Genomic DNA, 20557 nt, shown 5'->3' with positions numbered 1-20557 from the left:
AGGGGCGTGTTCGATTACACCTTGACGTTCTGACGGATGTTCCAGCCGAACTTGACCGGGCCGCCTTCCTTGGTGCCGTCGGCTTTCTGCGGCTGGTAGTCCACCAGCACCTTGGCGAAGTTCAGGGTGACGTTTTCGGTCAGGCGATCATCGCCACCCGAGCCGCCGGTGCTCAGGGAAGTGATCAGCACTTCTTCCAGGTTGATGATCATGTACTCGACCTGGTTTTCGCCGCCGGCCTTGCGCACGGTCAGCTTGACCTTGTCGACGTGCTTGCCGCTGGCGCAGTGCATCATCAGGTTCGGTGAAGCCTTGTCGACGTACTTGGTCAGAGACAGGTCCTGGATGCTCACCTTGCCCGCGCCACCGCCACTGCCCACGTGCATGTTGCCGGTCTGGGACATGCCCCAGCTCCAGTTCAGGACGTCGATCTCGTCCTTGTGGACCTTGTCCATGGACTCGCCCTTGATGTCGCCGATCTTGATGAAAATATCAACAGCCATGTTTTCTCCCTGTGTGGTCTCTACCACGTTGTTTGGTTGACGCTGACCTTGCGAAATCTGTTTTGCCGAGCGGAACTAAGGTGATCTCCAAACTGCTGAAGATCCCTTGTGGGAGCGAGCCTGCTCGCGATGGCGGCGGGTCAGGCAACGCAGGTGGCGACTGATCCACTGCCATCGCGAGCAGGCTCGCTCCCACATGTTCTATTGCGTACGTTCAGTGGGTTTTTAAGCGCCCTTGGCCGAAGGCAGTTTCGATACCAGGCGCAGCGACACGGTCAGCCCTTCGAGCTGGTAGTGCGGACGCAGGTAGAACTTGGAGTTGTAGTACCCCGGGTTGCCTTCGACTTCTTCGACGATCACTTCGGCGGCAGCAAGCGGGTGCTGGGCCTTGGTGGTCTCGGTGGAGTGCGCCGGATCACCGTCGACGTAGTTCAGGATCCAGTCCTGCAACCAGCGCTGCATTTCGTCCTTCTCTTTGAAGGAGCCGATCTTGTCGCGCACGATGCACTTGAGGTAGTGGGCGAAACGGCAGGTGGCGAACAGGTACGGCAGGCGCGCGGCCAGGTTGGCGTTGGCGGTGGCGTCCGGGTCGTCGTATTCGGCCGGTTTCTGCAGGGACTGGGCGCCGATGAACGCGGCGAAGTCGGTGTTTTTCTTGTGCAGCAGCGGCATGAAACCGTTCTTCGCCAGTTCCGCTTCACGGCGGTCCGAGATAGCGATTTCAGTCGGGCACTTCATGTCCACGCCACCGTCGTCGGTCGGGAACGTGTGGGCCGGCAGGTTTTCCACTTCACCGCCCGACTCCACGCCACGGATGCGCGAGCACCAGCCGAAGTGTTTGAAGGAACGGTTGATGTTCACCGCCATCGCGTAGGCAGCGTTGGCCCAGGTGTACTTGGAGCTGTCGGCGCCGTCGGTGTTTTCTTCGAAGGCGAAGGCTTCCACCGGGTCGGTCTTGGCGCCGTACGGCAAGCGCGCCAGGAAGCGCGGCATGGTCAGGCCGATGTAGCGCGAGTCTTCCGACTCACGCAGCGAACGCCAGCCGGCGTATTCCGGCGTGGTAAAGATCTTGGTCAGGTCGCGCGGGTTCGACAGTTCCTGCCAGGAGCCCATGCCCATCACGGTTGGCGAGGCAGCGGCAATGAACGGCGCGTGCATCGCGGCGCAGACTTTCGACAGTTCGCCCAGCAGTTCCACGTCCGGTGGCGACTGGTCGAAGTAGTAGTCGCCCACCAGGCAGCCGTAAGGCTCGCCGCCGAACTGGCCGTATTCTTCTTCGTACATCTTCTTGAAGATCGGGCTCTGGTCCCACGCGGTGCCCTTGAATTTCTTCAGGGTCTTGTGCAGGTCAGGCTTGGAGATGTTGAGCACGCGGATCTTGAGCTGCTCATCGGTCTCGGTGTTGTTGACCAGGTAGTGCAGGCCACGCCAGGCGCTTTCCAATTGCTGGAAATCCGGGTGGTGGATGACCTGGTTGACCTGGGCGGTGAGCTTGGCGTCGATGGCGGCGATGATCGACTCGATCGACTTGATGGCGTCGTTGGACACCAGGTCGGTCTGCGCCAGGGCCTGTTCGGCCAGGGTGCGCACGGCGGTCTCGACGGCTTCGCGGGCACGTTCGGTCTTGGGTTTGAATTCTTGCAGCAGCAGCGAGGCGAACTCGCTGGTTTCTTCGGTGGCGCCCAGGTTCTGGGGCTGATTGTCGCGTACCAAATCGTTCATGATCGTTAGTCCTTAAGCCTTGGGCTCTGCGTCGGCGGGCTTCGGCGCGCTCGCCAGGGCCTGCAACAGCGCTGGGTCCTTGATCGCCTTCATGATGATTTCCTCGGCGCCGGTCTTGCCGTCCATGTAGGTCAGCAGGTTGGCCAATTGGGTACGCGCTTCGAGCAGCTTGTTCAGCGAGTCGATCTTGCGCGCCACGGCTGCCGGGCTGAAGTCGTCCATGCTTTCGAAGGTCAGGTCCAGGCTCAGGTTGCCTTCGCCGGTCAATTCGTTAGGCACATGGAACGCCACGCGCGGCTGCATGGCCTTGAGGCGCGAGTCGAAATTGTCGACGTCGATCTCGAGGAACTTGCGATCGGCCACCGGTGCCAGAGGCTCGGCGGGCTTGCCGGCGAGGTCGGCCATTACCCCCATGACGAAGGGCAACTGGACCTTTTTCTCGGCGCCGTAGAGCTCGACGTCGTACTCGATCTGCACTCGAGGCGCGCGGTTGCGCGCGATGAATTTCTGAGAACTTTGCTTCGCCACGTTGCTGCTCCTGGTCGCTTGAGCGACGGTGTTGGCGTCATCGGGAGGTACCTATGACGTGACTGCGTGATCCGCTCGCTTTTTATTCGCTTTCCGGGCCGCGCAGGTTTTCAAATTGACTCATGCCGTCGGGAATCAGATTGCGCACGATCGCCGCGAAGTCGGCGTGCACCAGATTCTTCGCCCGATTCAACAGCACCGGCAGCGGGCTGGAGGGCTCATGGCGGGTGTAGTACGCCAGGATCCGGTCCAGGCTGCGCAGCACGTCGTCACGGTTGTTGATTTCCCCCGGGACGGTACTGCGGGGCGCGCCTGGTGAGCTGGTGTATTCGACGGGTGCGGTGTCGTCGGTTTCGACAGGATCGGCAAGGTCGCTGTCGCCGCTCTGCGGGGCGAACTGACCGAGTATCTGCAACGCCATTTTCAGCGGCTGCTTCAACGGGCCGAGGTCCACGCCTTGGGCGGAACCGACCTGGTCGCTGACCTGCTGTTCGATGGCTTCGGCGGCGCTGCGGGCTTCCAGCAGGGCGGCACGGATGACTTCCAGCTGCTCGGGGTCGCTGTCGAGCAGGGCGCCGGCGAGCTGTTCGGCGCCGAGACTTTCATCGGGGAAACTTTGCAAGCCGCTGGCATTGGCGGCGGCGCGCAGGCTGACGGCGCCGAACGTTCGCGAGCGGGCCAGGATGCTCTCGCGCAACAGGCGAATGGTGACGTCCGACGTCAGGCCGGCGAGGGCATTGATGCGCACGGTGGGGTCGTTGTCGTCATCGGCGTCCAGGCGCGGGTGCAGGTCGGCCCAGTATTGCTTGAGCAACTCGCTGATCAGCGTCAATGCGCGGGCGAGGCCGGGAATACCTTCCAGGGCCAGGGAGCTCTGCAACAGGAAATGAGTGATGCGCAGGTCTTTGCTGCGCTGCAACAGGTCCAGGCTCTGCTGCTGGATGCTGCGCCATTCAGGGGGTTCGGCGGGCAGGATCGAATCGCCCATGCTGCGTTCGGGCTGGCCTCGGGAATCACGCTCCAGGCGCAAGAAATCCGCGTCATATTCCAGGTCTTCACCGCAAGGCGAATTCGCGGAAACGGCGGCGAGCAACAAAGGCACATCCACTTGGATCGATCTCCCTATCACCCGCTGAAGAAGTCGGGCAGTGCACACGCAAGTTTCGGATGAAACTTCACATGTTCCTTGACGATAATGGCGCTATAAGAGCGAGGTGATCTTAAAGTGCCATCATGTATATTCAAGAAGTTGTGCATTTTTGGTGTAGTACTTATCCGTTGTCAAGGTAAGCTATTTCGCCGATGTGACAGTTGTGAGGTGCTTAACAACCCGCGCGACTCGTAGGTCGAAGCAGGCACTGGAACAGGTTTTTTTGTCACGCAGGCCGGTTAAGATCAGCGATCATGCTGGCAAAAAGCCGTTCCGGTCGCAGGCAAGGATCCCATGTCGCATCGACGGGGCCCCGTTCTTATGTATCGCCGGCGACAAGAAGTATTCAGCAAGGAGGCGAGATGCCGCTGTGTTTGACTATCACTAGTTATCACAAGATTACCCCCGGACAATGTTCTGAAAAGACCTTGGGTCAGGGTGTGATGGCAATTGGCCGTAGTTCCGATAATGATTGGGTTCTGCCGGATCCGGAACGCCTGGTCTCGGGCAAGCATTGCGTTATCCAATACAAGGACGGGCGTTATTACTTGACCGATAACAGCACTAACGGTGTGGAGTTGGTCAAGGCCGGTATTCGCCTGCGCAAAGGCAATAGCGAGCCGTTGCAGGACGGCGAGATCATCCGCATTGGCGATTATGAGATCCAGGCGCGGGTCGACTTCGACCTGCCGATGACCGACAGCAATCCGTTCGCCGAAGCCCCCAGCAGTTTCGAAGCCTTGATGGGCCGTCAGAGCGCATCCGTGAATACGCCTTCGCCGATGCCCGTCGCCATGCCGGCCCACTTCCAGGGCGTATCGTCCATGGACACACTGCCGGACCTGTTCGACTTCCTCACCCCGCCCAGCGTCCCGCCGGCCACCCAGCCGGATCATGTGCCGGCCGAGCAGCACGATTTCCGTGCGCCTACGCCGATCCCCCGCCCGACCCCCCCGCAGGTGGCTGAGCCGGTGTTCGAGCCAGTGGCGGGAACGCCGGCCCCGGTCATTCCGGCAGACTGGGATCTGTTCAGCGACAAGCCAGCGCCCGTGGCGCCGATTCCCGTTGCGCCGCTGCCCGAGCCGGTTCCCGTACCGGCAATCCCTGTGGTTGAGGTCGTTGCGCCGATTGAACCCGCGCCGCGACCAGAAGCGCCCGTCAGCCGCGTCGAACCGACGACCTCCCCGGTGCAAACCTCTCAACCCGACCTGCTCCAGGCTTTCCTGCGCGGCGCCGGGCTGGATCAGTTGCGCCTGGACAAGGCCAACGCCGAGGCGCAGATGGAGAGCATCGGGCGCAGTTATCGCTTGATGGTCGAAGGGCTGATCGATGTACTGCGCGCCCGCAGCAGCCTCAAGGGTGAATTCCGCATCCAGCAGACGATGATCCAGCCGGTGGAAAACAACCCGCTGAAGTTCGCCCCCAATGTCGATGAAGCCCTGCTGTTGCTGTTGCGCCATGGCAACCAGGCATTCATGGCCCCGGACGTGGCGGTGCGTGACAGTTTCGATGATCTGCGCGCCCACCAGTTGGCGGTCATGGCCGGCGTGGAAGCGGCGATCAAGCATTTGCTGGCGCGCTTCGAGCCGGCGCAACTGGAAGAACGCATGGCCAAGCCTGGTGGACTTTCAGGCATTTTCAGCGGCTCGCGACAGGCCCAGTACTGGCAGCAATTCACCGAGCTCTACAGCAACATTTCCCGGGAAGCCCAAGAGGATTTCCAGGACCTGTTCGGTCGTGAGTTCAGCCGCGCTTACGAAGAGCACAGCACACGACAGCGACGCCGTTGAGCGGCGCCGCCTTAACGATACTGATCAAGACAACAACGGATAGCTCAAACGTCATTGAGGACGCAGGATGATCCCCAGGTTTTTACTCGCAGTCGCCGTAGCGCTTCTGCTGACGGCGTGCGCCAAGGATGCGGCCCAACCCCAGCCCGAAGAAGCTGAGGCCGACACCGCCGCCGTCGAGCTGCACTTCCATTCCATCGCCGGGCTCAACCCCGGTGCCTCCGGCCAGCCAGCGCCGGTGCGGGTGCGTATTTTTGAACTGAAGAATGCGGCCACTTTTGGCCGCGCCGATTATTTCGCCTTGGCCGAGCGGGCCCAGGCGACGCTCGGTGCGGACCTGATCGACCAGGACGAAGTGCTGATCCAGCCGGACCAGCAATTGAGCCTGAAACGTGAGCTCGACCCGGCCACTCGGCACATCGGAATACTGGTGGGCTATCGCGAGTTGGACCAGTCGCTATGGCGCACGGTGATGAATGTACCGGCGCGCGAATACACCGAATACCAGATCAGCCTCGACGTGCGCGCCGTGCGCAGCGCCGTCGTCGTTCCCCCATCCAGCCCTGCCCAATAAGGAATCGGAGCCCCCATGTCCTGGAACAATCGCGTGGTCTGGTCGGAAGGCATGTTCATTGGAACGCAGCACTTCCAGCAGCATGACCGTTACCTGGAAAACCTCATCGACGCCCGCAGCCGCCCCTTGTCGGCCGGTGCCTGGGGTTTTTCCGAATTGCTGATCGACCAGGGCCTGCTGGCCCAGGGCAAGCTGGCCATCCTCTCGGCGCGGGGCCTGCTGCCGGACGGCACGCCGTTCAACATTCCCCAGGATGATTTGGCGCCGACCCCACTGAACATCGACGACAACCTGCGCGATGGCGTGGTGTACCTGGCGTTGCCGCTCAAGCGCGCCGGTGCCCGCGACACCGTGGACGAAGGTGAAGACCTCGGTGCTGCGCGTTATGTCAGCCAGGTGTGTGAAGTGCGCGACGACAACGCGCCGTTCGAAAACCGCGCGCCGGTGGCCGTGGGTTCCCGGGCGTTGCGCTTGTTGACCGAACAGGATGGCATCGGCGACTACGCCGCGATTGGCGTGGTGCGCATCAAGGAAAAACGCGCCGACCGGGCCCTGGTCCTCGACGACAGCTACATTCCACCGCTGCTGGATGTGGCGGCTTCCAAGCCACTGGCGGCGTTTCGCAGCGAACTGCTGGGCCTGCTGCATCAACGCGGTGAAGCCTTGGCCGGGCGGGTGGTGGCCTCGGGGGCCGGTGGCGCCTCGGAGATCGCTGATTTCATGCTGCTGCAACTGGTCAACCGCGCCCAGCCGCTGATCCAGCACCTGAGCCAGTTGACGCCGCTGCACCCCGAGCGCTTCTACAGCGAACTCGTCAGCCTGGCGGGAGAATTCTCGACCTTTACCGCGTCAGCACGGCGGCCGCAGCCCTATCCGCAGTACCAGCACGATGACCTGGCGCTCAGCTACGCGCCGGTGATGCAGGCCTTGCGTGAGGCCCTGTCGATGTTGATCGACAGCAAGGCCACGCCGATCCCGATTGTTGAAAAAGCCTACGGCATTCACGTGGCGATGCTGGCCGACAAAACCCTGCTCGACAGCGCCAGTTTCATCCTGGTGGTACGCGCCGACGTGCCCGCCGAAACCCTGCGCGGCCGGTTCGGCCAGCAGAGCAAGGTCGGCTCGGTGGAGCACATCCGCGACCTGGTCAACTTGCAATTGCCGGGCATCGGCCTGCTGCCGTTGCCGGTAGCGCCACGCCAACTGCCGTACCACGCCGGTTCCACCTATTACGAGCTCGACCGGGGCAGCGATCACTGGCAGCAGTTGAGCAACTCCGGCGGCTTTGCGTTCCACATCGCCGGCCAGTTCCCGGGGCTGAACCTGGCGTTCTGGGCGATCCGAGGATAAACCGCGATGAGCAACGACGATCGTACCCAGTTCATGCCGACGCCCGGTGGCCGCGGCGCGGATCCGTTCCGTCCGGACCCGGCACGCCAACAGCCGACGCCCGCGCCGTTGTCGATGCCGGCCGCGCCGGTCCTGACCGGCAAGGCCCAGGGCCTCAACCCGTTGGAAGGCGCCGCCGGCCCGTTGCTGGCCCTGCTGACGCGCTTGCGCAACACCATCGCCCACCCGGCGCCGGCCAGCTTGCGCGCGCAACTGTTGGCCTACCTGCGCCAGTTCGAAGAGCGCGCCGAGGCCGCCGGCGTGGTGCGCAACGACGTGTTGCTGGCCCGCTACGCCTTGTGTACCGCCCTGGATGAAGCGGTGTTGAGCACCCCATGGGGTGGCACCAGCGATTGGGGCAAGCAAAGCCTTTTGATCACCGTGCATAACGAAGCCTGGGGCGGCGAGAAGGTGTTCCAGTTGCTGGAGCACTGCCTGCAAAGCCCGCGCGAGCGCTTGTATCTGCTGGAGCTTTTGTACCTGTGCATGTGCCTCGGGTTCGAAGGCCGTTATCGGGTAATGAACGACGGCCGCAGTCAATTGGAGGCGTTGCGCGAGCGTACCGCGGGCGTCATTCGCAGCGCTCGTGGCGACTACGAGCGCGAGCTGTCGCCGCACTGGCGCGGTGTCACCGTGGCCCGTGATCGCCTGGCGCAATTCATGCCGCCGTGGATCGCCGTGGCCATCGGCGCGGCGCTGCTGCTGGCGCTGCTGTTCGGCCTGCGCATGAAGCTGGCCTCCGACGCCGAGCCGGTGTTCAAGAACATCCACTTCCTCGGTGAAATCCCGGTGCAGACCATCGACCGTCCAGTGGTTCAGCCCAAATTGATCGAGCGCCCACGCCTGGCCGGTTTCCTCGCCGATGAAATCCGCTCCGGCAAGGTGGCCGTGGAAGACGCCGTCGACCGCTCGGTGGTGACCATCCGTGGCGATGAACTGTTCGCCTCCGGCAGCGCCAGCATCAAAGACGATTTCCAACCGCTGATGCTGCGCATCGCCGACGCGGTGCGCAAGGTCAAGGGCCAGGTGCTGGTGACTGGCCACAGCGACAATCGCCCGATCGCCACCCTGAGATTCCCGTCCAACTGGGCCTTGTCCGAGGCGCGGGCCCGGTCGGTGCTGGACATTCTTTCGGCCAAGACCGGCCAACCCGAGCGCTTCAGCGCCGAGGGCCGCAGCGACACCGAGCCGCTGGCGTCCAACGCCACGACCGAGGGGCGCGCGCGCAATCGACGGGTTGAAATCACAGTGTTGGCGGAGGGGGTCGAGTGAAGGCGTTTTTCAGTTTCATGATCCGCTGGGTCATTCCATTGCTGGGCCTGATCGCCCTCAGCCTGATCATCTGGTTCGTTGGCCCGCTGCTCGATTGGCTGGTGCCTGAAGGCCGCCGCTGGGCGTTGATCATTCTGGTGTTCGCAGTGTGGATCGCCTACCGGGTGTTGCGCATTATCCAGGCTCGGCGCCAAGCCGCCGAAGTGATGCGCAGCCTGGCCGCGCAGACGCCGCCGGACCCCACCAGCATCGCCACCGCCGAGGAACTCGAAACCCTGCGCCAGCGCATGGACGAAGCCTTGGCGTTGCTCAAGAAAGCCAAGCTCGGCGGTGACGAGCGGCGCAACCTCTACGAGCTGCCGTGGTACGTGATCATCGGCCCGCCCGGTTCCGGCAAGACCACCGCGCTGGTCAACTCCGGCCTGCATTTCCCGTTGGCCGCGCAGCTCGGCGCCGGTGCGGTGCGCGGCGTCGGCGGTACGCGCAATTGCGACTGGTGGTTCACCGACCAGGCCGTGCTGCTCGACACCGCTGGCCGCTACACCACCCAGGACAGTGACGCGGCCGTCGACAAGGCAGCATGGCTGGGCTTCCTCGGCCTGCTGAAAAAACAACGGGCACGTCGCCCCATCGACGGCGCGTTCATCGCCATCAGCCTCTCGGACCTGCTGCTGGGCAGCGACGCCGAACGCGCGGCCCACGCCGCGGCGATTCGCTTGCGCATCCAGGAGTTGTACACCCAACTGGGCGTGCGTTTCCCGGTCTACCTCATGCTCACCAAGCTCGACCTGGTGCCAGGCTTCATGGAGTACTTCGATAGCCTCAGCAAGGAAGAACGCGCCCAGGTCTGGGGCATGACCTTCGCCCTGGACGATGGCAAGAGCAACGACAGTCCGTTGGCGCACCTGCAAAGCGAATTCGCCCTGTTGGAACAGCGCCTGAACGACCGCTTGGTCGAGCGCTTGCAACAAGAGCGCGACCCGGCGCGGCGCGACCTGATCTACGGCTTCGCGCAGCAGTTCGGTGCGTTGAAGGATTGCCTGCAAAGCTTCCTCGACGGCGTGTTCAAACCCAACGCCTTTGAAGAGCGGGTATTGCTGCGCGGTGTGTACTTCACCAGCGGCACCCAGGAAGGCAGCCCGATCGATCGTCTGATCGGCTCCATGGCCCAGAGCATGAACCTGGACCGCCAGCACCTGGCGCGCCAGACCGGCACCGGACGCAGCTACTTCATCGAAAAACTGTTCAGCGCCGTGGCGTTTGCCGAGCGCGGGCTGGTGGGGGTGGACCCGAAAGTCGAGCGCCGGCGCAAGTGGATCGCTCGTGGCGTGCTCGCGTCAACCGTCGTGCTGGTGTTGGTGGTCAGTACGTTGTGGTGGGTCAGCTATCGCGCCAACCAGGCCTACATCGCCCAGGTCGACCAGAAGGTCGCGCCGCTGGGCCAGACCGTGCAGAACCTCAGCCCGGCCCAGCGCGACGTGCTTGCGGTGTTGCCGCTGCTCAACGCCGTGAAACACCTGGCCGACGACGCCCCCGATTGGGCTGAAGGTTTGGGCCTCTATCAGGGCGACATGCTGGAAGCCGAGTCCGGTAGCGTCTACCGCAAGCTGTTGATCGCGGTGTTCGCGCCACGCCTGCTGACGCGCATCGAAGAGCAACTGCACAGCGGCGGCAATTCGGACTTCCTCTACGAAGGCTTGAAGGCCTATCTGATGCTCGCCGATAACGAGCATTACGACGCCGACTTCATCAAGGCCTGGATCGCTTTGGATTGGGATCGCAGCTTGCCACGGGACTTGCCAGCCGAGCAGCGCCAAGCCCTGACCGGACATTTGCAGGCACTGTTCGAACGGCGTCCGCCGACCGCGCGCCTGGACCCACGGCTGATCGAAGACCTGCGCCGCCAGTTGCAACAGTTGCCGGTGGCCCAGCGCGTCTACGACCGCATCAAGCGCCAGAAGCTGCCAGAAGGCATTCCGGACTTCCGCATCAACGAAGCCGCCGGGCGTGACGCTGCGCTGGTGTTCAGCCGCAAGAGCGGCAAGCCGTTGGGCGAACCGTTGAGTGGGTTCTTCACGGTCAAAGGGTATCGCCAGGGCTTTTTGCTCAGCAGCCTGAGCCAGACTGGCACCTTGGCTGAAGAGCAATGGGTGCTGGGCCATGAAGAGGCCGACCAACAGAACGTCGCCAGCCTGGCCGCCGATGTGCGTCGCCTGTATTTCCAGGACTACATGCGCCAATGGGACGCCTTGCTGGCCGACATCGACTTCGTGCCGATCACCAGCGTGGCCCAGGCCGCCGATGTGCTGCGGGTGATTTCCGGCCCGACCTCGCCGCTGAAAAAACTGCTGGTGGCAGTGGCGAAGGAAACCGACCTGCAACAGGATGAGCGCCTGCTGGCCGCCCAAGGTGCGCCGGTGGAGGGCAGCGTGGACAAGCTCAAGGAGCGCCTCGGCAGCCTGCTCGGCCAGGAACAGGCGACGTCGAACGCGCCGACGGCGAGCGATGATCCGATCACCGCGCATTTCGCCGAGCTCAACAGCATCGTCAACAAGAACGAAGGCGAACCGGCGGCCATCGACGGCCTGTTGTCCGACATGAACGCGCTGTACGTGCAAGTCAGCGCCATGGTCGGCGCCAGCGGCGATGCCTTGCTCGGCGAGGCCAAGAACCAGGCGTCGGCCGCCGCTACCCGGGTGAGCCTCAACGCCGAACGCCAGCCGCCACTTGTGCAGGGCTTGGTCAAGTCAGTGGTCAATTCCACCACCAACACCATGATGGGCGGGGTGCGCAATCAACTGAACGCGGCCTGGACCAGCGAAGTGGTGAACATCTACCGCCAGTCCCTGGCCGGGCGTTACCCGATGTCGCCAGGCAGTGCGCGGGACGCGACCCTGGATGACTTCGGCCAGTTCTTCGGCGTCGGCGGGGTGATGGACAACTACTTCCGCAAGTACCTGCAACCGTACGTGGATACCTCGGCGCAAACCTGGCGCTGGCAGCCGGGCGCGGCGCAGAAGCTCGGGATTTCTCCTGGCGTGTTGCAGACCTTCCAGCGCGCGGCGACCATCCGCGATGCGTTTTTCCGCTCCGGCGGCACCCAGCCGATGGTGCGCTTCGAGCTCAAGCCGGTGGCGATGGATTCGACCATCACCCAGTTCCTGCTCGACCTCGACGGTCAGCAGCTGAGCTACGACCACGGCCCGAGCCGCCCGACCGCGTTGCAGTGGCCGAACCCCGGCAGCATCGGCGTGGTGCGGATTTCGATCATGCCACCTTCCTCCAGCGGTCGTTCCGGTATCACCCTGGATGGGCCATGGGCCTGGTTCCGCCTGCTGGAACAATCGGACCTGACCGCCGGCAACTCGCCGGATCGCTTCAACCTGCGCCTGCGGGTCGATGGCGCAAGCGCCTCTTATGAGCTGCGGGCCAACAGTGCTTTCAACCCGTTCAAGAGCCGCGTGCTCAGCGGCTTCAGCCTGCCGGAGCGTCTATGAGTACGCCGGGCTTCTATGGAAAGTTGGCCAGCCGCGGGGATTTCGTCAGCCGAGGCTTGCCCCAGAGTTTTATCAAACCGTGGGACTCCTGGCTGGCGGCGGGTTTGCTCGCCAGCCAGAGCAGCCTCGGCGAGCGTTGGTTGGACGCCTATCTGGTCAGCCCGCTATGGCGCTTCATGGTCGCGCCCGGCGTGTGCGGCCCGGACGCTGCCGTCGGGGTGGTGATGCCCAGCATCGACCGGGTCGGGCGCTATTTCCCGCTGACCGTCGCGGTATTGATGGACGCGGAGGCGGACCCAGCCTCGGTGGTCGGTGGCGCGGACGACTGGTTCGGGCGAGTGGAGAACCTGTTGCTGAGCACATTGAGCGTGGAAGCCAGTTTCGAAGCGTTCAGCGAAGAGCTTGAAACCCTTGGCAGCCCAATGTGCCTGCCGCGCACCTTGAGCAGTCGCTTCGCCAGCCTGCATCGTTTCGATGCCACCGATCCGCAGCGAAGGATGAGCGCCCTGGCCGAGTCGGCCTGTGAAGGCGCAAGCCTGTGGTGGGGCCTGGGTTCGGAGCGCATCGCGCCCGGTTTGATGCGCTGCCAGGGATTACCGGCGGCGGCTGATTTTGCGCAATTTTTGCTCGGCCAAGAAGGTGTTGTGTAGATGCGTCCAAGTGCCGGAAAAGCAATCAAGTCTGCAAGCAAGAGCCACGTCGGCATGGTCCGCCAGGTCAACGAAGATGCCTGCCTGGACATGCCTGAAAACGGCCTGTGGGTGGTCGCCGATGGCATGGGCGGGCACGCGGCGGGCGACTACGTCAGCAGCCTGATCATCGACAGCCTGCGCAGCATTGCCGTGGGCCGTTCCCTGGATGAATACATCGCGGCACTGCAAAGCGACCTGTTGCGGGTGAACGCCGCCGTGCGCGAAGAAACCGCCAACCGTGGCGTGACCATGATGGGCAGCACCGTGGTGGTACTGGCCGCCCGCGACCTGCGCGGCATGTGCCTGTGGGCCGGTGACAGCCGGTTGTATCGCCTGCGCGATGGCGTGCTCGAAAGCATTTCCCGGGACCACAGCTACGTCCAGGACTTGCAAGACAGCGGCCTGCTCAGCGAAGCCGAAGCCCGCGTGCATCCACGCGCCAACATCGTCACCCGCGCCATCGGCGTCGAGGCGCAACTGAACCTGGCGCTGGCCGAATTGCTGCTGGTGCCCGGCGACAGCTACCTACTGTGCAGCGACGGCCTGACCAAGACCGTCGAGGACGAGGAAATCCGTGAAGTATTGAGCCACGACGAGCCCGGCGAGATCGCCAGTAGCCTGGTGTCCCTGGGCCTGATGCGCGGCGCGCCGGACAACATCACCGTGGTCGTCGTGAAGGTGCCGTCATGAGCTTGACCCTTAACCTTGTCATCCCCGGTTACGACATCGACGGCGAGATCGGCGAAGGCGCGATGGCCAGCGTGTACCTGGCGACCCAGCGTTCGCTGGAGCGCAAGGTGGCATTGAAAGTCATGGCGGCAGCCCTGGCCGCTGACCCGACGTTTTGCGAGCGTTTCCTGCGCGAAGGCAAGACCCTGGCGCGCTTGTCCCACCCGCACACGGTCACCATCCATGACATCGGCAACGTCGGTGAGCTGTATTACATGGCGATGGAATACCTGCCCAACGGCACGCTCAAGGAACGCATCGCCGCGGGCCTGACGCCGGAGCAGGGCCTGACCTACATTCGCCAAATCGCCTCGGCCCTTGGGTATGCCCACGGCTTGGGGTTGGTCCACCGCGACGTGAAGCCGGCCAACATCCTCTTTCGCGCCGACGGCACGGCGGTGCTGTCGGACTTCGGCATCGCCAAATCCCTGGACGACCGCACCCAGTTCACCCAAGCCGGTTTCGCCGTTGGCACACCGAGCTACATGAGCCCGGAACAGGCCCGTGGGCAAGACATCGACGGTCGCGCCGACCTGTACGCCTTGGGCGTGGTGCTCTATGAAATCCTCGTCGGCAAGTTGCCGTACACCGGCAACGATGCACTGTCCACGGCCCTGGCGCACCTGACCGAGCCCTTGCCGGAACTGCCGGTGCACCATGGCCGTTACCAGGACGTGCTGCGCAAGTTGCTGGCGAAGGATCCGGCGGAGCGTTTCCCGGATGCGGCGGCGCTGCTGCGGGTGCTGGATAACTTGCCGGAGCAATCGTCGGAAGCGACGCTGATCCGGCCGTTGTCGTTTGAACTGCCGGTCGTGCCGCCTGCGGTGGATGACTTGGCGGGCTTGACGCCCATGTCCATCGACATTCCCAGCGGCCCGGCTTACTCGCCGCCACAACCCAAGCCTGTGCCACCGCCGCTCAAGCCAACAGCGCAATCCACGGTTTCGGAGCAACGCAAGGGTCCGGTGTTTGCCCTCGCGGCTGTTGCGGTGGCCGTGGCGTTGGCGCTGGGTGGCGCGGGTTATTGGTGGTTGTCTGGCAATGACGGCAAAGAGATGAAAACGCCGATTGCCAAGACGACCTCGGCCAAGCCCCCGGAAGTCACCCCGCCGAAAGCCCCTGACGTACCTGCGGTCAAGCCGCCCGTGGCGACCGATGCCGATGGCGGCCAGCGTCCGCTGCTGATGGCTGGCAAGAAAACCCTGTTCCAGCGCGTGCTCAGCAAACCGGGGGCCAAGTTGGCCGCCGAGCCTGGCGCTGCGCCGGGCAAGGCGTTGCCGGCGTTCTCCGTGCTGTACGTCTACCAGCGCAAGGACGTGGACGGCAGCGCCTGGGTGCGCGTCGGCGCCGCCACCGACGGGCGCAGCGACGGCTGGTTGCCCGCCGCTCAGGTCAGCGATTGGAAACAGAGCCTGGTGCTCAAGTTCACCGAGCGCTCCGGCCGTGCGCCGGTGATGTTCCTGCGTCAGCCCGGCGAAGTGGAGAAGCTACTGGCCAACCCGGCCGCCGCCAAAAACGCGTTGCTCAAAGCTCAGCAGAACCCCCAGGACGATCAGCAAGTGCTGGCTCTGGAGCCGGCCGCCAGCGCCGTGCCGCAGAATCAGTTCTATCTGCTGCCAATCTTCGATTCCCGCGAGAGCTTCGACGATAACGGACAGCCGGTGCAGTTGCTGAACGTGGCGTCCATCGACCCTGGCACCGCCCAAAAGGCTGCGACCAACACGCCGGTCACTGCCGCCAACGCCGACGCGTTCCGTACCGCCGTGGTGCTGGTGGTGGACACCACCGTGTCCATGCAGCCCTACATCGATCAGGTCCGTGACGTGGTGCATCAATTGCAGACTCGCATCGGCGAACGTGGCGAGCTTGATAGCGTCAGTTTCGGCATGGTGGGTTTTCGCAGCAGCATCAAGAAAACCCCAGGCCTGGAATACACCGCCAAGACCTTGATCACCCTGGAACAGGGCCGCGACCCGCAACGCTTCCTGGAGATGGCGCGGCAGGTCAAGGCATCTACCGTGTCGAGCCATTCGTTCAATGAAGATGCGTTTGCCGGTGTCATGGAGGCGGTGGAAGGGATGGACTGGTCCGGCTACGGCGGCCGGCTGATCCTGCTCGTCACCGACGCCGGTGCGCTGCGCAAGAACGACCCATTTGCCGCCACGCAAATGAACGAGGCCGAAGTGCGCCAGGCGGCGTTGGGCAAGCAAATCAAGATATACGCCCTGCACCTGCTCAGCGACGCCGGCAAGAAAACCCACGCCGGCGCACAGTCCCAGTACCGCACACTGACTGCCGACGCCAACCCGCAAATCGGTGACCTGTACATTGCGGTGCCGGGTGCCGACGTACGTAAGTTCGGCGAGCGGGTCGACGAAATCGGCTCGGTGTTCGCCGACCTCGTCCACCAGGTGCGCAGCAACAAGCCGCAAAGCGTGCCGCTGCTCAGCGCCGCGCCGAGCCTGGCCGACAAATCGGCAGCGGTCGGCTACGCGATGCACATGGACTTCCTGGGGCGCAAAGCCGCCAGCCAGGCGCCGCAATTGGTCAGCGCCTGGACCGCCGACCGCGACCTGACCAACCCGGCGCTGCCGGCATTCCAGGTCTGCGTAATGCTGACCAAGCTGCAACTCAACGACCTGCAGCAATCGCTGAAACTCATCGTCGACGCGGCCCGCAAAACCCAGAGCTCGCCCAAGGATTTCTTCCAGGAAATCGCCAGCGCGAGCGCCTATATGAGCCGCGACCCATCGGCCCTGCGCAAAGGGGGCAACCTCGCCACGGGTGGGATTCTCGGCGAGTACCTGGAAGGGCTGCCGTACCGCAGCAAATCGCTGAACATGACCCAGGATTTGTGGCTGTCGTTGAGCGTGGCCGAGCAGGAGGATTTCATCGACGAGCTGGAATCGAAGATCCGCCTCTACGAAACCTTCCACAACGACCTCGCCAATTGGGTGCGCTTCGGCGATGCCGAGCCGGGCGACGCCTTGTACCGCGTTCCGTTGTCGACGCTGCCGTGATGCTGAACCTGAGCGCAGTGCACAAGAGCCGGGGCGCCGGTGGCCAACGCTACAGCCTGGTGATTCCACGGCTGCAACTGCGCGCCGGTGAACAGCTGGCGGTGGTCGGTCCCAGCGGCTGCGGCAAGAGCACCTTGCTGGACTTGCTGGCGCTGGTGCTGGCGCCGGATCAGGCGGGGCAGTTCGACTTCACGCCGGCCAACGCGCCGCTGGACATCGCCAAACTGTGGCGCACGTCGCAACAAGGCACCTTGGCTGAGTTGCGCGGCCGCCACCTGGGCTATGTTCTGCAAACCGGTGGCCTGCTGGGCTTCCTGGACGTACGCGGCAACATCGCGTTGTCGCGCAAACTGCTGGGCTTGAAGGATGACGGCAGCGTGAAGCGCCTGGCCGGACAATTGGACATTGCCGATCAACTGGACAAGAAACCCGCGGATCTTTCCGTCGGCCAGCGCCAGCGGGTCAGTTGCGCCCGCGCCTTGGCCCATGGCCCGCGCCTGCTGCTGGCCGACGAACCGACCGCCGCCCTCGACCCGCTGAACGCCGAGCGCGTCATGCAGTTGTTGGTCACCCAGGCCCGCGAGCAGGGTGTCTGCTGTGTGGTCGCCACCCATGACGAGGCGCTGGCCCGCGCCAGCGGCTTGCAAGTGCTGCGCATCAGTTGCCGCCGCGATGCCGACGGCGGCGTCACCGCTACGCTCGGGGAGGCCTGCTGATGCGCGGCGCGCTGGTGGCTTCCCTGGCCTGGCAGGATTACCGCAACGACGCTTGGCTGTCGGCGTGTTCGGTGCTGGCGTTGGTGGCCGTGGTGGCGCCGTTGCTGGTGCTGTTTGGCCTGAAGTTCGGCCTGGTCAGCAGCCTGACCGAGCGTCTGGAACGTGACCCGGCTACCCGGGAAATCATCCCGTTGGGCGGTGGCCGTTTCAGTGCCGCCTTCGTCGAGCAATTGGGACAGCGCAGCGACGTCGCCTTCGCCTTGCCGCGCACCCGACAGATCGCGGCCACGGCGGATCTGAGCAGCGAGGCTGCCGCCGTCACGGTCGAGATGATTCCCACGGCCGCTGGCGACCCTTTGTTCGATCGCCTGCCGGTGCCGCAGGGCTTGGATCAAGTGGTGCTCAGCCAGACCGCCGCCGAGAAACTCGGCGCCAAGGCTGGTGATTGGTTGCAGGCCGGTTTCGGCCGGCAAGTGGCCGGTCGCAGCGAGGCGCAGCGCGCTCGCGTGCAGGTGATGCATGTGCTGCCACTGGAAGCCTTCGCCCGGGACGGCCTGTTTGCCCCGCTGGCGTTGCTGGAGGCCGCCGAGGATTACCGCGACGGCCGTGCCGTGCCCGCGTTCGGCTGGCCGGGCGATGCAGTGGGCGAGGTTGGGCAGCGGGTCTATCCGGCGTTCCGCCTGTACGCGCGCAACCTTGGTGATGTCGAGCCGCTGCGCCAGTACTTCGCCAGGCAGAACCTGTTGGTGTCGACCCAGGCCCAGACCATCGCACAGGTGCAATCGTTGAGCCGCAACCTGTCGATCGTGTTCTGGATCATCGCCGGGTTGGCGTTGGCCGGCGCGTTCGCAGCGATTTTTGCCGGGGCCCTGGCAGCGGTGGAGCGCAAGCGTCGGGAGCTGTCGGTGCTGCGCCTGCTGGGCGTGTCCACGGCGGCGCTGTTGTTGTTCGTGGTGTTGCAGGCGCTCTACAGCGCCACGTTTGCGGCCCTGCTGAGCGCCGGGCTGTATGGCCTGGCGCAGTCGGGCCTCAATTATTTATTTGCGCAGATGCCCGGCGAGTACGCCAGCCATCTGCTGGTGCGTCATTACACCTTGGCCCTGGTGGCCGTGCTCGGCATCAGCGCCGTCGCGGCGGCGTGTGGCGGCTGGCGGGTGGCGCGCATCCAGGCATGTGAAGGAATTCGCGATGTATAAGTTATTGGGCGCCGCCGTGGCGCTGAGCCTGGCCGGTCTGGTCTGTGCCGATGAAGGCACGGACAAGCTGGACAACCCCAAGCCGTTGCCCGACGACGTCAGCCTGCCGCTGCCGTGTGAAGGGCAAATGGTGTTTCGCTACGTCTACATTCTTGCCCAAGGGACCCTGGACGACCGCGAGATCAGCCTCGGCTACCCGTTCAGCGAAGGCGAGGCCGGCTACCAGCAGTCGTTCATTTCCGGCTACCGGCGTGACTTCATCAATGGCCAGTTCACCCTCAAGGATTTGCCCAAGGATTGGAACAAGACCATCACGCCGTTGATGCCCAAGACCGACGCCAAGACGCCGCTCAAGCCGATGCTGTACTTCATCGGCAAATACGAAGTCACCGCTCGCCAGTACGCTCAGGTCATGGCCCAGGCGCAATCCCTGGCCAGCGGCGAGCCGGCGCCGGCCTGCGAAGCCTTGCAAGCCGAGTTGCCCCAGGGTATGGCCGGGCGCTTGCCGAAGGTGAAACTGTCGAAATTCGAGGCCGAGCGCTTTGCGGCGGTGTACAGCGCCTGGCTGATGAAATACCACAAGGACCTGCTGCCAGTGAGCGGTCGCGGCGCATCCGCCGAAGACGGCGGCCTGGGCTTCGTGCGCCTGCCCACCGAAGTGGAGTGGGAGTTCGCCGCCCGAGGTGGGCAAGCTGTGAGCCGTCAGGACCTGGAAGGGCGCTTGTTCCCCCGGCGCCTTGAAGGCAGTGAAAGCGACGGGCCGCTGGCCGATTGGGCAGTGTTCAACCAAGTCGCCGGCGGCACGGGCCAAGCGGCGCGTTTGATGCCCATCGGCACCAAGTTGCCGAACCCCATCGGCCTGTTCGACGTGGTGGGCAACGCCGCCGAAATGGTCCAGGAATCATTCCAGCTGGTGCACGCCGGTCGCCGTCAGGGCGCCTATGGCGGCTTCGTGGTCAAGGGCGGCAACTACCTGGAAGGCGAGGGCACGTTGTTCACCGGCATGCGCCGCGAGTACCCGTTGTTCGCCGCGGACGGCACCGAGCAAAACAACGAAACCACCGGTTTCCGTGTGGCTGTCGGCGCGTTGTCGGCGCCGCGTTCGCGCTACAAGGAACTGTTCGCCCAGTGGCAGAAAGAGGGCCGGCTCGCGTCCCTGACCGACGCCATCGACGACGCCGAAGACCCGACCAAGCGTCTGGACAGCATCATCGCCGCCAGCGTCGACCCGCGCCTTCAAGCGGAGTTGGGCCTGGTCAACGAAGAGCTCAAGCGCAACGTCTCGCTCATCGCCCAACAGCGCGAGGAAGCGGCGGGCAACCTGATCCAGTCTTCGGCCCTGGTGGCCGAGACCATCAACAACTACAACATTCGCCTGACCAACCTGCAGAACAGTCGGCAGGCGGCCCTGGATGCCAAGGACGACGCCAGCGCCACGCTGTTTGCCACGGCCATTGAAAATGGTCGCAGTGCGCTGGACGGCGCGGTGGCGATCTACATCGACAACCTGGCGACCGGCACGCGCTACACCGATGCCGTGATCCAGGCGCAATTGCAGCGCATCAAGGAAGAGCTTGAGCGCAAACCGGTACTGGGCAAGAGCCTGGTGGCGCGTGCAACGTTATTCGTTCGCCATGTCGGGGATTATCGTCAGCAGAAACGAGCCGACCCGGCGGCGATATTGAAGCAATTGCTCGCATCGAGCGCTCAGCGGTCTTGAGTGTTCGTTGTCAGCGAGCTTGGAAGGGACTCAGGCGGCGATGGGGCCGTGCTGAGCTG

At 64.0% G+C, this 20557-nt stretch carries 15 protein-coding genes; 11 read left to right on the top strand and 4 right to left on the bottom strand.

The window, feature by feature from the left end; all coding sequences use genetic code 11:
• Positions 1-14: 14 nt before the first annotated feature.
• From J3P76_RS25030 to tssA, 4 genes are all read right to left on the bottom strand, one after another.
• On the bottom strand, positions 15-503 hold the full coding sequence (locus tag J3P76_RS25030; RefSeq protein WP_420767135.1) for an Hcp family type VI secretion system effector: 489 nt from the start codon (positions 501-503) through the stop codon (positions 15-17).
• Positions 504-728: 225 nt separating this feature from the next.
• Positions 729-2225, bottom strand: a complete 1497-nt coding sequence (gene tssC / locus J3P76_RS25025; protein WP_030138240.1) for a type VI secretion system contractile sheath large subunit — start codon at positions 2223-2225, stop codon at positions 729-731.
• A gap of 12 nt (positions 2226-2237) precedes the next feature.
• The gene (gene tssB, locus J3P76_RS25020; protein WP_186633609.1) at positions 2238-2753 is read right to left on the bottom strand and encodes a type VI secretion system contractile sheath small subunit; all 516 of its coding nucleotides are present in this window, start codon (positions 2751-2753) and stop codon (positions 2238-2240) included.
• A gap of 82 nt (positions 2754-2835) precedes the next feature.
• Entirely contained in the window at positions 2836-3861 is a 1026-nt protein-coding gene (gene tssA / locus J3P76_RS25015) for a type VI secretion system protein TssA (RefSeq protein WP_420767136.1), read from the bottom strand.
• 404 nt (positions 3862-4265) lie between these two features.
• On the opposite strand from tssA, the gene tagH reads away from it, so the two are divergent.
• The 11 genes from tagH (at position 4266) to J3P76_RS24960 (ending at position 20498) form a co-directional block, all read left to right on the top strand.
• Entirely contained in the window at positions 4266-5693 is a 1428-nt protein-coding gene (gene tagH / locus J3P76_RS25010) for a type VI secretion system-associated FHA domain protein TagH (RefSeq protein WP_434701353.1), read from the top strand.
• A gap of 67 nt (positions 5694-5760) precedes the next feature.
• On the top strand, positions 5761-6267 hold the full coding sequence (tssJ, locus tag J3P76_RS25005) for a type VI secretion system lipoprotein TssJ (protein WP_434608831.1): 507 nt from the start codon (positions 5761-5763) through the stop codon (positions 6265-6267).
• 15 nt (positions 6268-6282) lie between these two features.
• Positions 6283-7617: a type VI secretion system baseplate subunit TssK gene (gene tssK / locus J3P76_RS25000; protein ID WP_420767139.1), complete on the top strand. Its 1335-nt coding sequence runs from the start codon at positions 6283-6285 to the stop codon at positions 7615-7617.
• 6 nt (positions 7618-7623) lie between these two features.
• Positions 7624-8928 carry a DotU family type VI secretion system protein gene (locus J3P76_RS24995; RefSeq protein ID WP_434701352.1) on the top strand — a complete coding sequence of 435 codons (1305 nt, stop codon included), beginning with the start codon at positions 7624-7626 and terminating at the stop codon, positions 8926-8928.
• Positions 8925-12425, top strand: coding sequence for a type VI secretion system membrane subunit TssM (gene tssM / locus J3P76_RS24990; RefSeq protein ID WP_434701351.1), 3501 nt, complete (start codon positions 8925-8927; stop codon positions 12423-12425). The genes J3P76_RS24995 and tssM overlap by 4 nt, the downstream gene beginning before the upstream one ends.
• On the top strand, positions 12422-13075 hold the full coding sequence (tagF, locus tag J3P76_RS24985; RefSeq protein WP_434608839.1) for a type VI secretion system-associated protein TagF: 654 nt from the start codon (positions 12422-12424) through the stop codon (positions 13073-13075). The genes tssM and tagF overlap by 4 nt, the downstream gene beginning before the upstream one ends.
• Complete coding sequence (locus tag J3P76_RS24980; protein ID WP_434561609.1) at positions 13076-13807, top strand: PP2C family protein-serine/threonine phosphatase; 732 nt, start codon at positions 13076-13078, stop codon at positions 13805-13807.
• Entirely contained in the window at positions 13804-16866 is a 3063-nt protein-coding gene (locus tag J3P76_RS24975) for a serine/threonine-protein kinase (protein WP_434701350.1), read from the top strand. Before J3P76_RS24980 ends, J3P76_RS24975 begins: the two co-directional genes overlap by 4 nt.
• On the top strand, positions 16866-17582 hold the full coding sequence (locus J3P76_RS24970) for an ABC transporter ATP-binding protein (protein WP_420767175.1): 717 nt from the start codon (positions 16866-16868) through the stop codon (positions 17580-17582). The genes J3P76_RS24975 and J3P76_RS24970 overlap by 1 nt, the downstream gene beginning before the upstream one ends.
• On the top strand, positions 17582-18778 hold the full coding sequence (locus J3P76_RS24965; RefSeq protein ID WP_434608843.1) for an ABC transporter permease: 1197 nt from the start codon (positions 17582-17584) through the stop codon (positions 18776-18778). The genes J3P76_RS24970 and J3P76_RS24965 overlap by 1 nt, the downstream gene beginning before the upstream one ends.
• The gene (locus tag J3P76_RS24960) at positions 18771-20498 is read left to right on the top strand and encodes a formylglycine-generating enzyme family protein (protein WP_434701349.1); all 1728 of its coding nucleotides are present in this window, start codon (positions 18771-18773) and stop codon (positions 20496-20498) included. Before J3P76_RS24965 ends, J3P76_RS24960 begins: the two co-directional genes overlap by 8 nt.
• Positions 20499-20557 lie beyond the last annotated feature (59 nt).

Source organism: Pseudomonas sp. D1-36 (genome assembly GCF_051132205.1).
GTDB lineage: Bacteria > Pseudomonadota > Gammaproteobacteria > Pseudomonadales > Pseudomonadaceae > Aquipseudomonas.
This window is presented reverse-complemented; position numbering and strand designations above follow the sequence as displayed.

Bases quoted from the DNA above. Each gene is read 5' to 3' on its own strand.
- J3P76_RS24995 (WP_434701352.1), top strand. From the start codon at position 7,624: ATGAGCAACGACGATCGTACCCAGTTCATGCCGACGCCCGGTGGCCGC.
- J3P76_RS24970 (WP_420767175.1), top strand. From the start codon at position 16,866: ATGCTGAACCTGAGCGCAGTGCACAAGAGCCGGGGCGCCGGTGGCCAA.
- tssK (WP_420767139.1), top strand. From the start codon at position 6,283: ATGTCCTGGAACAATCGCGTGGTCTGGTCGGAAGGCATGTTCATTGGA.
- J3P76_RS25030 (WP_420767135.1), bottom strand. From the start codon at position 503: ATGGCTGTTGATATTTTCATCAAGATCGGCGACATCAAGGGCGAGTCC.
- J3P76_RS24960 (WP_434701349.1), top strand. From the start codon at position 18,771: ATGTATAAGTTATTGGGCGCCGCCGTGGCGCTGAGCCTGGCCGGTCTG.
- tssC (WP_030138240.1), bottom strand. From the start codon at position 2,225: ATGAACGATTTGGTACGCGACAATCAGCCCCAGAACCTGGGCGCCACC.
- tssJ (WP_434608831.1), top strand. From the start codon at position 5,761: ATGATCCCCAGGTTTTTACTCGCAGTCGCCGTAGCGCTTCTGCTGACG.
- tagF (WP_434608839.1), top strand. From the start codon at position 12,422: ATGAGTACGCCGGGCTTCTATGGAAAGTTGGCCAGCCGCGGGGATTTC.
- J3P76_RS24975 (WP_434701350.1), top strand. From the start codon at position 13,804: ATGAGCTTGACCCTTAACCTTGTCATCCCCGGTTACGACATCGACGGC.
- J3P76_RS24965 (WP_434608843.1), top strand. From the start codon at position 17,582: ATGCGCGGCGCGCTGGTGGCTTCCCTGGCCTGGCAGGATTACCGCAAC.
- J3P76_RS24980 (WP_434561609.1), top strand. From the start codon at position 13,076: ATGCGTCCAAGTGCCGGAAAAGCAATCAAGTCTGCAAGCAAGAGCCAC.
- tagH (WP_434701353.1), top strand. From the start codon at position 4,266: ATGCCGCTGTGTTTGACTATCACTAGTTATCACAAGATTACCCCCGGA.